The 14160-nt window shown below is 71.9% G+C and carries 10 protein-coding genes and 1 pseudogene; 6 read left to right on the top strand and 5 right to left on the bottom strand.

Annotation, left to right across the window (positions count from 1 at the left end):
- Positions 1-212: 212 nt before the first annotated feature.
- The gene (erm, locus tag ACZ4UU_RS33330) at positions 213-992 is read left to right on the top strand and encodes an ErmE/ErmH/ErmO/ErmR family 23S rRNA (adenine(2058)-N(6))-methyltransferase (RefSeq protein WP_471907110.1); all 780 of its coding nucleotides are present in this window, start codon (positions 213-215) and stop codon (positions 990-992) included.
- Positions 989-2297, top strand: a pseudogene (gene mgt / locus ACZ4UU_RS33325) (macrolide-inactivating glycosyltransferase). Before erm ends, mgt begins: the two are co-directional and overlap by 4 nt.
- On the opposite strand, the gene ACZ4UU_RS33320 reads toward mgt, so the two are convergent.
- Positions 2267-5935 (bottom strand): nSTAND1 domain-containing NTPase, encoded by a 3669-nt coding sequence (locus ACZ4UU_RS33320; protein ID WP_471907109.1) that lies wholly within the window; start codon positions 5933-5935, stop codon positions 2267-2269. The pseudogene mgt and the gene ACZ4UU_RS33320 overlap by 31 nt on opposite strands.
- Positions 5936-6085: 150 nt before the next feature.
- Between ACZ4UU_RS33320 and ACZ4UU_RS33315 the strand changes: the two genes are divergently transcribed.
- Positions 6086-7294: an acyltransferase family protein gene (locus ACZ4UU_RS33315; RefSeq protein ID WP_471907108.1), complete on the top strand. Its 1209-nt coding sequence runs from the start codon at positions 6086-6088 to the stop codon at positions 7292-7294.
- 63 nt (positions 7295-7357) lie between these two features.
- Here ACZ4UU_RS33315 and ACZ4UU_RS33310 read toward each other — a convergent pair whose 3' ends face one another.
- Positions 7358-9625: an MMPL family transporter gene (locus tag ACZ4UU_RS33310; RefSeq protein ID WP_471907107.1), complete on the bottom strand. Its 2268-nt coding sequence runs from the start codon at positions 9623-9625 to the stop codon at positions 7358-7360.
- Positions 9626-9932: 307 nt separating this feature from the next.
- Between ACZ4UU_RS33310 and ACZ4UU_RS33305 the strand changes: the two genes are divergently transcribed.
- Entirely contained in the window at positions 9933-10481 is a 549-nt protein-coding gene (locus ACZ4UU_RS33305) for a DUF1697 domain-containing protein (protein ID WP_471907106.1), read from the top strand.
- Positions 10474-10857: a nuclear transport factor 2 family protein gene (locus tag ACZ4UU_RS33300; protein WP_471907105.1), complete on the top strand. Its 384-nt coding sequence runs from the start codon at positions 10474-10476 to the stop codon at positions 10855-10857. Before ACZ4UU_RS33305 ends, ACZ4UU_RS33300 begins: the two co-directional genes overlap by 8 nt.
- Here ACZ4UU_RS33300 and ACZ4UU_RS33295 read toward each other — a convergent pair.
- Positions 10838-11704: a transglutaminase-like domain-containing protein gene (locus ACZ4UU_RS33295; protein ID WP_471907104.1), complete on the bottom strand. Its 867-nt coding sequence runs from the start codon at positions 11702-11704 to the stop codon at positions 10838-10840. The two genes, ACZ4UU_RS33300 and ACZ4UU_RS33295, sit on opposite strands and share 20 nt — an antisense overlap.
- A gap of 67 nt (positions 11705-11771) precedes the next feature.
- Here ACZ4UU_RS33295 and ACZ4UU_RS33290 point away from each other — a divergent pair, with 67 nt between their 5' ends.
- On the top strand, positions 11772-12788 hold the full coding sequence (locus ACZ4UU_RS33290) for a ketopantoate reductase family protein (protein ID WP_471907103.1): 1017 nt from the start codon (positions 11772-11774) through the stop codon (positions 12786-12788).
- 146 nt (positions 12789-12934) lie between these two features.
- Here ACZ4UU_RS33290 and ACZ4UU_RS33285 read toward each other — a convergent pair whose 3' ends face one another.
- Both ACZ4UU_RS33285 and ACZ4UU_RS33280 read right to left on the bottom strand, forming a co-directional pair.
- A complete protein-coding gene (locus tag ACZ4UU_RS33285; RefSeq protein ID WP_471907102.1) occupies positions 12935-13675 on the bottom strand; it encodes a sirohydrochlorin chelatase in 741 nt (246 codons plus the stop codon).
- Between the two features lie 5 nt (positions 13676-13680).
- Positions 13681-14160 (bottom strand): ABC transporter permease (locus ACZ4UU_RS33280; protein ID WP_471907101.1); only part of this gene is annotated, 480 nt, incomplete at its 5' end.

Below are 14160 nucleotides of genomic sequence, written 5' to 3'. Positions count from 1 at the left end.
GTGGCAGCGAACAACGCGATCTGCATCTCCGGTCACGGCCGGGGCTACGCGCACTCCGTACGGATGCGCCGCGGCCCCGGAGCCCTGACCGGCCCGGGGAACCACGCCCGCTGATCCCACGCGGAGCCACTGCTCCCCATCTTTTCTCCCGTCTTCCGGTCAGGGCCTTCGTCTGCCCTTTCCCTCTCCACGGAAGACAAGGACCGCAGGCCATGGCCCGCCCCACCCGCGTATCCCGCGCGCTCTCGCAGAACTTCCTCGCCGACCGCACCGCCGCGGGACGACTCGCCCGCCTCGCAGTACCGCAGGGGCGCCAGGCGCCTGTGCTGCTCGAAGTCGGCGCCGGGAAGGGCGCGTTGACCGAGCTCCTCGCCCCGCGCTGCCAACGCCTCCTCGCATACGAGATCGACCCCCGCCTCCTTCCCGCCCTGCGCTCACGTTTCTCGCGCACCCCCCAAGTCCGCGTCATCGGCGAGGACTTCCTCACCGCACGTCCGCCGAGCACCCCGTTCTCCGTCGTCGGCAACGTCCCCTTCTCCCGCACCGCGGCCATCGTCGACTGGTGCCTGCGGGCGCCCGCCCTCACCGACGCCACCCTCCTCACCCAGCTGGAGTACGCCCGCAAACGCACGGGCGACTACGGCAGCTGGACCCGGCTGACCGTCCTGACCTGGCCGCGATACGAGTGGCGGATGCTCGGCCGGGTCGGGCGGCACAGCTTCCGGCCCGTGCCGCGCGTGGACGCGGGGATCGTACGGATCGAGCGGCGCCGCACCCCGCTGCTCGACACCGCCGCGTACGCGAGCTGGCGGCAGCTGGTGGAGCTGGGGTTCTCGGGCGTGGGCGGATCCCTGCACGCGTCGTTGCGCCGGGTCCACCCGCGGCGGCGGGTCGACGCGGCGTTCCGCGCGGCAGGCCTCGACCCGAGGGTGCTGGTCGGTGAGGTGCCGCCGGGGGCGTGGCTGGCACTGCACGGGGTGCTGGCGCCGTGAAACACGGGGACCGGCACCGCGAAAGCAACTTGCACGAGACGTATCGTCTCGCTTAGTGTCGTTCCCATGACCACCCCCGCTCACATCGCCATGTTCTCCATCGCCGCCCACGGCCACGTGAACCCCAGCCTCGAAGTGATCCGCGAGCTCGTGGCGCGTGGGCACCGGGTCACGTACGCGATTCCACCGGCCTTCGCCGAGAAGGTCGCCGGCACCGGCGCCGAACCGAAGCTCTGGAACTCCACGCTGCCCGGCCCCGACGCGGACCCGGAGGCCTGGGGGAGCACCCTGCTGGACAACGTCGAGCCGTTCCTGGCCGACGCGATCCAGGCACTGCCGCAGCTGGTCGAGGCGTACGACGGAGACGAGCCGGACCTCGTCCTGCACGACATCGCCTCGTACCCGGCCCGCGTCCTCGCCCACCGCTGGGGCGTCCCCGCGATCTCGCTCTCGCCGTGCATGGTCGCCTGGGAGGGATACGAGCAGGAGGTGGCCGAGCCGATGTGGGAGGAGCCGAAGAAGACGGAACGCGGGCGGGCCTACTACGAGCGCTTCCAGGCATGGCTGGAGGAGAACGGCATCACCCAGCACCCCGATCCTCCCCCAGAGGGGGGACCCCCAGCCGGACGCCCCGACCGCTCCCTCGTCCTGATCCCGAAGGCGCTCCAGCCGAACGCCGACCGCGTCGACGAAACCGTGTACTCCTTCGTCGGCGCCTGCCAGGCCGACCGCACCGCCGAAGGCGACTGGCAGCGCCCGGCCGGCGCCGAGAAGGTCGTGCTCGTCTCCCTCGGGTCGGCCTTCACCAAGCAGCCGGCCTTCTACCGGGAGTGCGTGCGGGCCTTCGGCGACCTGCCGGGCTGGCACCTGGTCCTCCAGGTCGGCCGACACGTCGACCCCGCCGAGCTCGGAGACCTACCGGCCAACGTCGAAGTGCGTTCCTGGGTCCCGCAGTTGACGATCCTGAAGCAGGCCGACCTGTTCGTCACCCACGCCGGCGCCGGCGGCAGCCAGGAGGGTCTCGCCACGGCCACCCCGATGATCGCCGTACCCCAGGCCGCGGACCAGTTCGGCAACGCCGACATGCTCCAGGCACTCGGCGTCGCCCGCCACGTCCCGACGGACGAGGCCACCGCCGAGCTCCTGCGCGAGACGGCCCTCGCGCTGGTCGACGACCCCGAGGTCGCCGGGCGTCTGAAGGACATCCAGGCCGAGATGGCCGGGGAGGGCGGGACGCGCCGGGCCGCCGACCTCGTCGAGGCCGAGCTGACGGCTCAACCTGCGGCGCGGGGGGACGCCCGGTGAGTGGTGCCGACGGCCGCCTCGATGGCGCGGATCGCGCGAGCCGGGTCCGGCAGGTAGACGTCCCACAACTCGACGGAGCCGCCCGTGCCGACGGCAAGGGTCCGACCGTCCGGGCTGAACACCACCGCCGCGGGTGACCGGCCCGGCAGGCTGATCCTGGCCCGGCCGGTGGCGAGGTCCCAGAGGCGCACACCTCCGGAGCCGGCCGCGGCCAAGGTACGCCCATCAGGACTGAAGGTCGGCGACCCGACCTCCGTGCCGGCGGTGAAGCCGTCCCGGAGGTCTCCGGTGCGCACGTCCCACGCCTTCACGGATCCGCCGCTCGTGGTGGCCATGGTGGTCCCGTCCGGGCTGAACACGAGGGACAGCGGGCCTCGGGCGCTCGGCCGGATGGTGTGCTGGGTGCGGCCGGTCGCGGCGTCGAGGAGAGTGACCGGTTCGTCGCCGCCCTCGATGGTCACTACGGCGAGTGTGCGGCCGTCCGGGCTGAACGCCACCGTTCTGACGGGGTTTCCGTCGCCGGTGCGGACGGTGTCGACCGCGCCGGTCGCAAGGTGCCAGATCCGCACCGACCCCGCGCCGCCGACGAGGGCCAGCCGCGTCCCGTCGGGGCTGAGGACCACCTCCTCGACGCCGCCCCACGCACGGCTCTGGCGCAGGCGGCCCGTGGCGACGTCCCGGACCTCGATCACTCCCTTCCTGCCCGTCCTGGCGGCCAGGGCACGCCCGGTCGGGGCGAATCCCACGTCCCTGGGGCGGGACACCGCGATGGGCATTCCCTCCACCCGGGACGTCAGGTCGGTGCCGGGTGCCAGTGCGGCTTCGCGACCGCCGGTCCCGGCGTCCCAGAGCTCCACCGACTCGCGGGCGGACGGATCATGGCCCATCGTCGCCACCGTGTGTCCGTCCGGGCTGAAGGCGATATCGGCGACAGAGCTTCCGGCACCGCCTCGCAGAGTGGTCCGCGGCTGATCGCCGGTCGGACGGTGCACGCGTACGGCGGGGTCCAGGTTGCCGCTGGTGACCAGGGTGCGGCCGTCCGGGCCGAGGGCCACCGTCATGGCCCCGCGTCCGCGGTGACCGGCGGTCACCGTGGCCCGTGCGGCGCCGGAGACGGTGTCCCACAGGCGCACCGTGTCCTGAGGACCCGGGACGGCGAGGGTCCGCCCGTCAGGGGAGAAGGCCGGCTGGTCCCACCTGCTGGGTCCGTCCTTGATCGTGCGCCGGACGACGCCGTCGGCCACCTCCCGCAGTCGCACCGAGCCGTCGCTGCGGACAGCCGCGTAAGTCCGTCCGTCCGGGCTGAAGACCACCGCATCACCCTCGGCTCGGCTGTCATGGGTGCTCCGGGTGCGGCCGGTGGCCATGTCCCACACCCGCACCCGCCCGTCGAAACTCACCGCGGCGACGGTACGTCCGTCGGGGCCGAAGGCGACGTCCTCCAGGTCGGGGAGGCCGGTGAAGGTGTGCCGCTCGCGACCTGTGGCCACCTCCCACACCCGCACGGCCGACAGCGAGGAGACGGCCACCATACGAGCGTCGGGGCTGAAGTCCACCCCCCGTACCGAACCGTCGGGCACGGTGAGGCTGCTGACCTTCCTGCCGGTGACCGGATCCCACAGGCCCAGCACCGCACCCGAGCCGACCGAGCCGGCGACAGCGAGCATCCGTCCGTCGGGGCTGAACTCCATGACCTCGCGGACGTCGCGGCCGGCGAACGTGTGCCGGAGCCGGCCTTCGGGCAGGTCCCAGATCCGCACGGTGCCGTCCCCGCCGTGCGCGGCGAGGGTGCGCCCGTCCGGGCTGAGGGCGATGGAGTGCACGGGGTCGGTGCCACTGACCAGGCGCATGCGCAGCGGGAGGGCCGCGGCGGCGTACAGGGCGGTGGTGGCCTCGCGGGTCGGGCTGGTGCGGTAGGCCTGGACGGCCAGCAGGGCGGCTCGGTCGGGGTCGATCTCCAGCCGTGCGCCGGACTGGGCGGCCAGTTGCCGGGACCGCGCCAGCTCCTGGGCGGTGACCGCGCTCTGCCACTGCCGCACGGCGAGGCCCGCCGCGACGAGGGCGAGACACAGGGCCGTCGTGACCGCGGTGAGCGTCAGCCGGTACCGGCGACGGCCCCTCAGCTCGTGGTCGCGGCCGGCGTCCAGGAAGGCACGCTCCAGGTCGGTCAGGTCCTCGCGGGCCGCCCCGCCGAAGTGTTCCCGGGCGGCGGCCAGGCGGCTGCCCCGGTACAACGCGCCCTTCTCCCGGCCCAGTTCCCGCCAGGCATGCGCCGCCTCCGTCAGCTTCCGGTGCACCCGCAGGCGTTCGCGGTCGTCCTCGATCCACCCGCGCAGCCGGGGCCAGGCCGTGATCAGGGCCTCGTGGGCCATCTCGACGGTGTCGCCGTCGAGGGTGAGCAGCCGTGCCCCCGCGAACGCCTCCAGCACCTCGGAGGTGTCCTCCCGGCCGATGCCGGACAGTTCCGCGCGCTCCACGGGACGGCGGGTGTCGGGGGTGCCGTCACCAGGGGCGACCAGGCGCAGCAACACCCTGCGGGCGGCGGCCGCCCGGGCCTCGGGGAAGCGGCCGTAGACCTCCTCGGCGGTTTTCGAGATCGCGCCGTCCAGACGGCCGGCCGCCTCGTAGCCCGCCAGCGTCAGGGTCTTGCCGCGGCGGCGGCGCCAGGTCTCCAGCAGCGCGTGGGACAGCAGCGGCAGTCCGCCCGGGGCGTCGGCGACCTCCTCGACCAGCCGGGCGGTGAGGGCTCGCTCCACGATCAGCCCGGCGGCCGTGGCCGGCTTGACGACGGCGTCGCGCAGTTCCGCCGAAGTCATCGCACCGGCCAGGAGGTTGGCATCGCGCAGTGCGTCGGCCAGTTCGCGGTGCTCGGCGCAGCGGCCGTAGAAGTCGCCGCGTACGGCCACGAGCACCCGTAATCGGCTCTCCGGCCGTCGGGCGGCCAGCAGCAGGTCGAGGAAGCGGGTCCGTTCGGCGGGATCGCGGCAGAGGGTGAAGAGCTCCTCGAACTGGTCGACGATCACGAACGTGTCGGCCCCGGCGCCGTCCTCGCCGGGGGCCGCGGGCGTGAGGAGGGACGCATGGGTGCGGGCGGGATGTGCGCCCGGCGTCAGGATCCGGATCCCGGCCGGACGTAAATCCGGCTCCCGGGTCTGTCGGAGCACCGGGACCAGTCCGGCGCGCAGCAGCGAGGACTTGCCGCTGCCGGAGGGGCCGAAGACCGCCGCGAACCGTCGCCGGCGCAGCAGGTCGACCAGGTCCGAGGTGAGTTGTTCCCGGCCGAAGAACAAGGCGCTGTCCCCGGTCTCGAACCGGGCCAGCCCACGGTACGGAGCCACTGATCCGTCGTCGTCCCGGGAACCGTCGTCGGCGGACTCCGCCACCGCCTCCTTCCACCGCGCCTCCCACTGCGCCAGATCCGCGCCGCACGCCTGCGCATAGGCCAGGGCCACCGGCAGCGTCGGCAACCGCTCGCCCGCCGCGGCCTGCGACAGCGTCGTCACCGAGTAGCCCGCCCGCCGGGCCAGCGTCCGGTAGGTGACCCCGCCCGCCTCCGCCCGCAGCTTGCGCAACTCGAACGCGAACCGCTGCACCGGCCCCGCCGCCGGATCCACCGGCGCCTCCCGACGACCCGCCACCCCCGCACCCCCTCCAGCCACCCCTGTTCGTACCCCGCCATTGTTCGGCCGCCAGAACGGTACTGCCGAACAATTCGCCGGCCGCTGAACTCGGAGACGCCCCACGCCGAACCCGGCACCCGCCCGCACGGAACAGGACCGCGCCCGCGCATGGAATCCCCACCCCTCGTCTCCGCCGCCCGCCTGGGCTGGCTGGACGCGCTGCGCGGCATCGCCGCACTCGTCGTGGTGTTCGACCACTCGTCGTACACCTTCATGGCGGACTTCCGGCGGGAGCTGATGCCGCAGTTCAGCACCAGCCGCTACGGCATCATGGTGTTCTTCCTGGTGAGCGGCTACATCGTGCCCGCCTCGCTGGAGCGCCGGGGCTGCGTCCGGACGTTCTGGATCGGACGGCTCTTCCGTGTGTACCCGCTGTGGGCGGCCGTCGTCGCCGCGCTCCTCGCCGCCGACCTCCTGGGCGTCGCGGAGTCGCGCGACTTCGGTCAGCAGAGCCCCGTCATGGTGGCGGTCGCCCACGCCACGATGCTTCAGGAGCTGTTGGGCACACCCAATCTGCTGCTCGTCCTGTGGACGCTCTCGTACGAGATGTCCTTCTACCTGCTGGTCGTCGCTCTGTTCACGGTCCGCCTGCACCGTCGGTCCGCGGCGACGGCCGTCCTCCTTGCCGTGCTCGCCGCCGTGAGCGTGGCGGCCGGGGTCGTGATGCCGCCCTCGGCCCTGTCCGGACTGGTCGGCACCGGCCCGCTGATCGCGTTCGCCTCGACGGCCATGGCGGTCGCACTCTGCTGTGCGAGCACCACGTCACCCGTACTGCGGGTGTTCGGCGGCGTGCTGGGTGGGGTCACCGCGCTCTTCCTGGTCCCGTTCAACGGCACGGTCCCGCTCTGGGAAGGCCTGGTGATCCTCGCGGTGATGTTCCTCGGCACAGCCGTCCACCGGGCCGTGAACGGCCAGAGCACCTGGCGGTGCGCGGCGGGCACGGCGGTCGTGGTGGTCGCCTGTGCCGTGGGCAGCGCCTATCGGTACGGCGAGGGCGGCCACTTCACGCGGCGCGGCTGGATCGTCGCGTTCCTGCTGGCCGTGCTGACCTTCGGCGCCGGACTGGCGGCGCGTCACCGCCGCATACCGCGGATGCTGAGCGGACTGGGCACGATCAGCTACTCGGTCTATCTGACGCATCCGGTGCTGCTGGCGGTGATCGACAGCACGCTCGGCCGCCGACCCCAGGATGATCTCGCGCTCGAAGTGGCCTTCTTCGCCGCGCTGTTGCCACTCAGCGTGCTGACCCACCGCTACGTCGAAGTACCGGGCCAGACTTGGGGGCGCAGGTTGGCGCGCCGCGTGCGGCCACCGTGACATGCGCGGCGGGGCCCGCCGACCCCGGGGGAGTCGACGGGCCCCGCTCGTCGGGCGGACGGGTCAGACGGGCACCCGCTCGCCCTCGTCGTCCCGGGCCGCCTTCGGCGTCACGGCCTCCGGCGCCTCGTCGTGCGTCAGGTCCGGCAGCCGGTGCAGCCACTTCGGCAGATACCAGTTGCGCTCGCCCAGCAGCGCCATCACCGCGGGGAGCAGCACGCCCCGGATGATCGTCGCGTCGATCAGCACAGCCGCCGCGAGTCCGACGCCCATCTGCTTCATGGACTGCATGGACAGCGTGCCGAAGATCGCGAACACGGCGACCATGATGACCGCGGCACTGGTGACGACCCCGGCCGTGGTGACCACACCGTGCTGGATCGCGTCCTTCGTCGAACGGCCCCGCAGCCGCGCCTCGCGGATCCGCGAGACCACGAACACGTGGTAGTCCATCGACAGGCCGAACAGGATCACGAAGAGGAACAGCGGCAGCCAGGTGACGATCGCGCCGACGCCCTCCGCGCCCACCAGCGAAGCGCCCCAGCCGTGCTGGAAGACCGCGACGAGGATGCCGTACGCGGCGCCCACCGACAGCAGGTTCAGCACGATCGAGGTGACGGCGACCGTCAGTGAGCGGAACGACAGCAGCATCAGGCCGAAGGCGAAGACGACGACGAACGCGAAGACCGGGATGACGGCTCCGGCCAGCTGGTCGTTGAAGTCCTTCGAACCGGCGACCTGCCCGGTGATCGGCGCCTCGACACCGTCGACCTTGCCGAGCGTGGCCGGCCGTACCTCGTCGCGCAGCTTGTCCAGGCTCACACCCGCCTTGTCGAGGTCGGAGCCGCCGACCAGCGGGACGTACACGAAGGCGATGTTCTGCTCGTCGTGCAGCTTGATCTCCACCGGGCCGCGCGAGGCACCCGAACTGATCGCCCGCTCACGGAAGTCGGCCAGCGCGGACTTCACCCCGGGCGCGTTGATGTCGTCCGCCTTGACGACCACCTCGGCCGGCTCGGAACCCCCGGGGAAGGCCTCGTTGAGCCGGTTGTACGTCTGCACGATCGGCAGCGAGTCGCCGAACTCCTTGTCCAGGGTGAGCTGCTCGGTCTTCATGCCGAGCGCGGGAGCCGCGATGGCGAGCAGCGCACCGGCCGCGACGGCGACCGAGACGACCGGCCGGGCGAGCACGCCCTTCAGTACGGCCGTCCAGAACCGGCTCTCGCGGTTGCCGCGCCCCCGGTTGCGACGGAGCTTGCTCTGCGGGTGCAGGAAGGGGATCTTGCCCTTCTCGACCCGCTCGCCCAGCATCGACAGCAGCGCCGGCAGGACGGTCACCGAACCGACCATCGCGACCGCGACGACCATCAGCGAGGCCAGGCCCATCGCCTCGAACTCGGCGAGCCCCGTGAACAGCATGCCCGCCATCGCCACGCACACCGTGACCCCGGAGACGATGATCGCGCGGCCGCTGGTGGCGGCGGCGACCCGCAGAGCCGTCTGCGCATCGCGTCCCGCCTCCCGCTCCTCCCGCTCACGGCGCAGATAGAACAGGCAGTAGTCGACGCCGACGGCCAGACCGACCAGCAGCATCACGGAGTTGGCGGTGTCGCTCATCGGCATGACGTGGCTGACGATGCCCATCAGGCCCATCGTCGCCATGATCGCGGTGACCGCGAGAAGCACCGGCAGCAGGGCCGCCACCAGCGCGCCGAAGGCGATGAGCAGAATGCCGAGGGCCACCGGCACCGCCGAGTACTCGGCCTTCTGGAAGTCGTCCCCGAACGCGTCGTCGAACGTCTTCATCATGCTCGCGCCGCCGATCTCCTCGATCCGCAGCGACTCGTGGTCCTTCTGGACGTCCTGGACGGCCTTCAGCACGGGCTCCACGCGCTCACCCGCGGTGTCCGCCTCGCCGCGCATGTCGAACTGCACGAGCGCGCTGCGCTCGTCCTTCGAGATGGTCCGCGTGTCGTACGGCGACGTCACGTCCGTGACCTCGCCGGTGCCCTCGACCGCCTTCACGACCGCGGCGACCGCAGACCTGAACTCGGCGTCCGTGGCCTTGAGGCCACCGTCCTTCGCCTGGATCAGGACGGTCTCACCGGCCGGCTCGTCGATCCCGGCGTCCTCGACGATCTTGGCGGCGGTGTGCGTCTCGCCCTTCAGCTGGTCGCTGTCCTTGACGTCGACCCGGCCCGCCGCCGAACCGAGCCCCATCGCCAGGACGACGAACAGCACCCAGATGCCGACGGCAGCCCATCGATGGCGGGCGCTCCAGCCGCCTGCGCGGGCGGCGAGTCCCCGCACTCGCGTGTCTCCGTTCCCCATGACGGGCTTGCCCCCTTGATTGCGGTGGCGGCCCCCTGCCGCCCCCTTTCGTTTCGAAGGTATGGGCCGGATAAAGCCATCTCGTCGTGCTTCCCGGTGAACTGAGACGGCCGTAACTCATCCGCTCGGGCACCGCCCTCTCCCCACTGGGGAGGATGAAGGTCCCTTACATCTATCGGGGCGACGAGGTTGTGCTCCGTGCTGACCGGTGAGTAACTTACGGCTCCGGGCCGTCGTGCCCACCCCCACGGGGCACGACGGCCACGACAGCCCGGTCACTGTCAGTGGGCCGCCTTAAGGTGGCCGGATGACGACGACGTATGCGGCGCTGCTGCGTGGAATCAACGTGGGCGGCAGCAGAAAAGTCCCGATGGCCGACCTGCGCACCCTCCTGACCGGCCTCGGCCACGGCGGCGTACGCACCTACCTCCAGAGCGGCCAGGCGGTCTTCACCACCGACCACGGCGACGAGGACTCCCTGGCCGCCGAGCTCACGTCGGCCATCGACAAGCACTTCGGCTTCGCCGTGGACGTCATCGTGCGCGACCACGCCTACCTCCGGGCCGTCGCCGACAACTGCCCTTTCCCCGCAGCCGAGTTGGAGCCCAAGCAGCTCCATGTCACCTACTTCTCCGCCCCGGTCGACGCCGACCGCTTCGCCGAGATCGACCAGCCCGCCCACCTCCCGGAGGAGTTCCGCCTCGGCGACCGCGCGCTGTACCTCTACGCCCCGAACGGCCTGGGCCGCTCCAAGCTCGCCGAAGTCCTGTCGCGACCCCGGCTGAACAAGGGGTTGATCGCCACCAGCCGCAACTGGAACACCGTCGTGAAGCTCGTGGAGATGACAGGTGACTGAACATGACTCCGCCGTGCACGCGGCCATCGAGGGCGAGTTGAGGCTGCTGGACCCCGAAGTCCGCAGCTCGGCCGAACTGCTCGGGGCGCTGCTGCACCCCGACTTCCACGAGTTCGGTTCCTCGGGGAGGCGCTGGGACCGGGCGTCGACCATGGCCCGACTGCCGGCGGACACCGATCCGGAGGATCCCGCGGACCGCTACGTCGTCAGCTCCGAGATCCGGGGCGTCCGGCTCGCCCCCGACGTCGTCCACCTGACCTTCGACACGGAGTACGGCGGCCGGCACGCCCACCGCAGCTCGCTGTGGCGCCGGACGGCCGACGGATGGCGGATGTACTTCCACCAGGGGACACCGTTCAGCCCCGAGGAAGCGTGACCCTGCGCAGACCGAAGGAGGGCGACTTGGAGAGGATCTCGCGCGGCGGCGCCAGCCGCGACCGCGCGCACAGACGCCGCACGTCGTCGTCGGTGTGCGCGGCGGCCACGGCGTCCAGGAGCGCGAGATCGTCGTCCGACAGCGACACGTCACCGAAGCCCGCAAGTGGTTCCCAGCCGTCCCAGGGCAGTGTCTCCACGCCACCCCGGCACGCGAGGTCGAGGACGAGACTGCCCCGGACGAACCACATCCCGCGCAGCGCCCCCTCACTCCAGAACCCGAAGGTCTCCGGATCCGCCTCCCCGCCCCGGCAGGCCCGCCACGCGTCGCCCGCCACGAGAAACCGGTCGCGGGGCACGTCCAGCGGATCGAAGCCGAGATCGCCGTAGGCCGGATGCAGGACCTGGGGGTCGACCAGTCGCCAACTCCCGTCCGGAAGCCGGTATTCGCTGACCCAGTGGTCCTCGTGGAAACCGTCCACGAAGTAGGTGGCGAAGCCGCCCCGGATTCGGGCGGGCGTTCCCGTGGCCCGCAACAGCGACACATGCAACAGCGCGAAGTCCCGGCACGTCCCCACGAACCGCTCCTCCGGCTGCCGAGCCTCGGTCAACGGGGCGTTCCGCCGCTCGCGCAGGATCCGCAGGATCTCGGTGACGTACCGGGACTCGGCGTCCTCGCGCAGCCGTCGCTCGGGGATGACGTATCCCAAGCGCGCTCCGTCCCCCTGGTGGATGATCACATCCCGTACCACACGGGCGAGTTGACGCGGATCGCTCGGCAGCCCACTGACGTCCAGTTCCCCCGGATCGCTGTAAGGCGTCTGCCGCAAGTAGAAGTCGTCGTCCATGCGGGGACCCTCAAGCCTGCCCCAGGGGCAAGGTCAACCCGGTGGACCGGTGTGCGAGGCTCGTCGTATGCGCTACATCATCATCGGGGCAGGAGCGGTCGGCGGTGTCATCGGTGGGCGGCTCGCCGGTTCGGGGCACGAGGTCGTACTGGTCGCGCGTGGCGCGCACTTCGAGGCCCTACGGGACCACGGGCTGCGGCTCAGGGTGCCGGAGGGCGAGCTGACCTACCGGCCACCGGTCGTCGAAAGCCCCGCCGCCCTCGGGGAGCTCCGCCCCGACGACGTACTCGTCCTGGCCGTCAAGACCCAGGACAGTGCGGCCGCGCTACAGACGTGGGGCCCGGCCCCGGTCGCGGGCGGCGGTACGGCCGCCGAGCGGCTCCCGCTCGTCTGCGCGCAGAACGGCGTAGAGAGCCAGCGCCTCGCCCTGCGCCTCTTCCGACAGGTCTACGGCGTCTGCGTCTGGCTCCCGTCGACGTACGTCGAACCCGGTGTCGTCTCCGCGGCCGGCAGCCCTCTCACCGGCATCCTCCACCTCGGCCGCCACCCGCACGGCACCGACGAGACGGCCCGCCTCATCGCCGCCGACCTGGAGAAGTCGCACTTCGAGGCACCGGTCGTGGCGGACGTGGCCCGCTGGCAGTACGCCAAGCTGCTGGCCAACCTCGGCAACGCCCTGGAGGCCGTGTCCGGCCCCGTCGACAGCGAGGAGGCCGCGGCACTGTTCCAGCGGGTGCGTGCCGAGGGCGCCACCGTGCTGGACGCCGCCGGGATCGCCTACGCCGGTGCCGAGGAACAACGCGCGGTACGCGGCGACAAGGTCACCCTCGTCCCCCTCCCCGGCACCCCACGCGGCGGCGGCTCCTCCTGGCAGTCCCTCACCCGGGGCACCGGCACCATCGAGGCCGACTACCTCAACGGCGAGATCACCCTCCTGGGCCGCCTCCACGGCGTACCCACACCTCTGAACGACCTCCTCCAGCGCCTCGCCAACACCTTCGCGAGGGAGAGGCGGGCGGCGGGGTCGATGCCGGTGGCCGAACTCCTGAGACTGGCCGAACAGGCCATGAGCCTCGAGCACTGACAGCAAGGAGTCCCGATGCCGCCGTGGCGCCCCCCCCCACACCCGCACTCGCCCACGGCCCCGACCCGCGACGAACCGCAAGGCGCTACGCGAACCCCACCCACCTCAACGGGCCGCCGCAGGCACCCCGCCCAACCGTCGGAGGCTCACGCCCCGACCGCAGCCAGCACCGGCACCCGAGCCGCCTCGTACCGCTCCACCAACACCCGCGCCACCTCAGGCGCCGCCCCAAGCACATCCCCCAATACATCCGCCCCGGCCGCCCCCCGAGCGATGCGGTCCGGGAGGAAACCGGGAGCGAGGACGTACGGCGCGACGGCCACCCGATCGCAGCCGAGTTCCCGCAGTTCCCGCACCGCGTCCTCGGTGCGGGGAAGGGATGCGGAGGCGAACGCAGGTCGCACGGCGCACCAACCGGTGTGCCGCCACTCCCGCGCGATTGCTGCGATCACTGCGTTCGCCTCCGGGTCGGAGGACCCCGCCGAGGCCAGGACGACCCCGGTCGAGGACTTGCCGGCGGGGCTCAGACCCGCCTCGTACAGGCGCCGTTCCAGAGCGGTCAGGAGCAGCGGGGACGGACCCAGCACCTCCGCCTGGCGGATCCGGAGCTGCGGCGGCGCGTCCCGCAGCACCGCCGGGATGTCCGCCTTCGCATGGAAGGCGCGCGTCAGCAGCAGCGGGAGGGCGACGACGTCACGGACGCCCTCCGCGGCCAGCGACTCCAGCACGCCCTGCACCGACGGGATGTTGAAGTCCAGGAAGCCGGTCTCCACCCGTACGTCCGGGCGCAGCGAGCGCACCCGGCGTACCAGGGCATGCACGGTCGCGGCATGCCGCGGGTCGCGGCTGCCGTGGGCGATGACGAGAAGAACCGGCTTCTTGAACACAGGACTCAGCTCCTTGCCAGCAGGCCGCGACTGCGCAGCACCCACCGCTCCAGCGGGCTGAAGATCAGCAGGTCGATCGCGATGCCGACGACGAGGATCAGGAAGATGGCGAGGAACACCTGGGACATGCTGCTGTTGGTGCGGCCTTGTTCGAGGAGTTGCCCCAGCCCGATGCCGAGGTCGGGGGAGGTGGCGATGATCTCGGCGGCCATCAGGGACCGCCACGAGAAGGCCCAGCCCTGCTTCAGACCGGCCAGATAGCCGGGCAGCGCGGCCGGCATCACGATGTGCCAGGTGCCCTTGAGCCCCGTCGCGCCCAGCGTGCGGCCCGCCCGCAGGAACAGCGGCGGCACCTGGTCGACGCCCGACACCAGGCCGTTGGCGATGGACGGGACGGCGCCGAGCAGGATCACCGCGTACATCATCGAGTCGTTGAGGCCCAGCCAGATCACGGCCGGCGGCACCCAGGCCACCGACGGCAGGGA

This window comes from Streptomyces sp. NPDC028907 (assembly GCF_055564995.1).
Note: the sequence above shows the minus strand (reverse complement) of the source record. Positions and strands in the feature narration are given on the sequence as shown.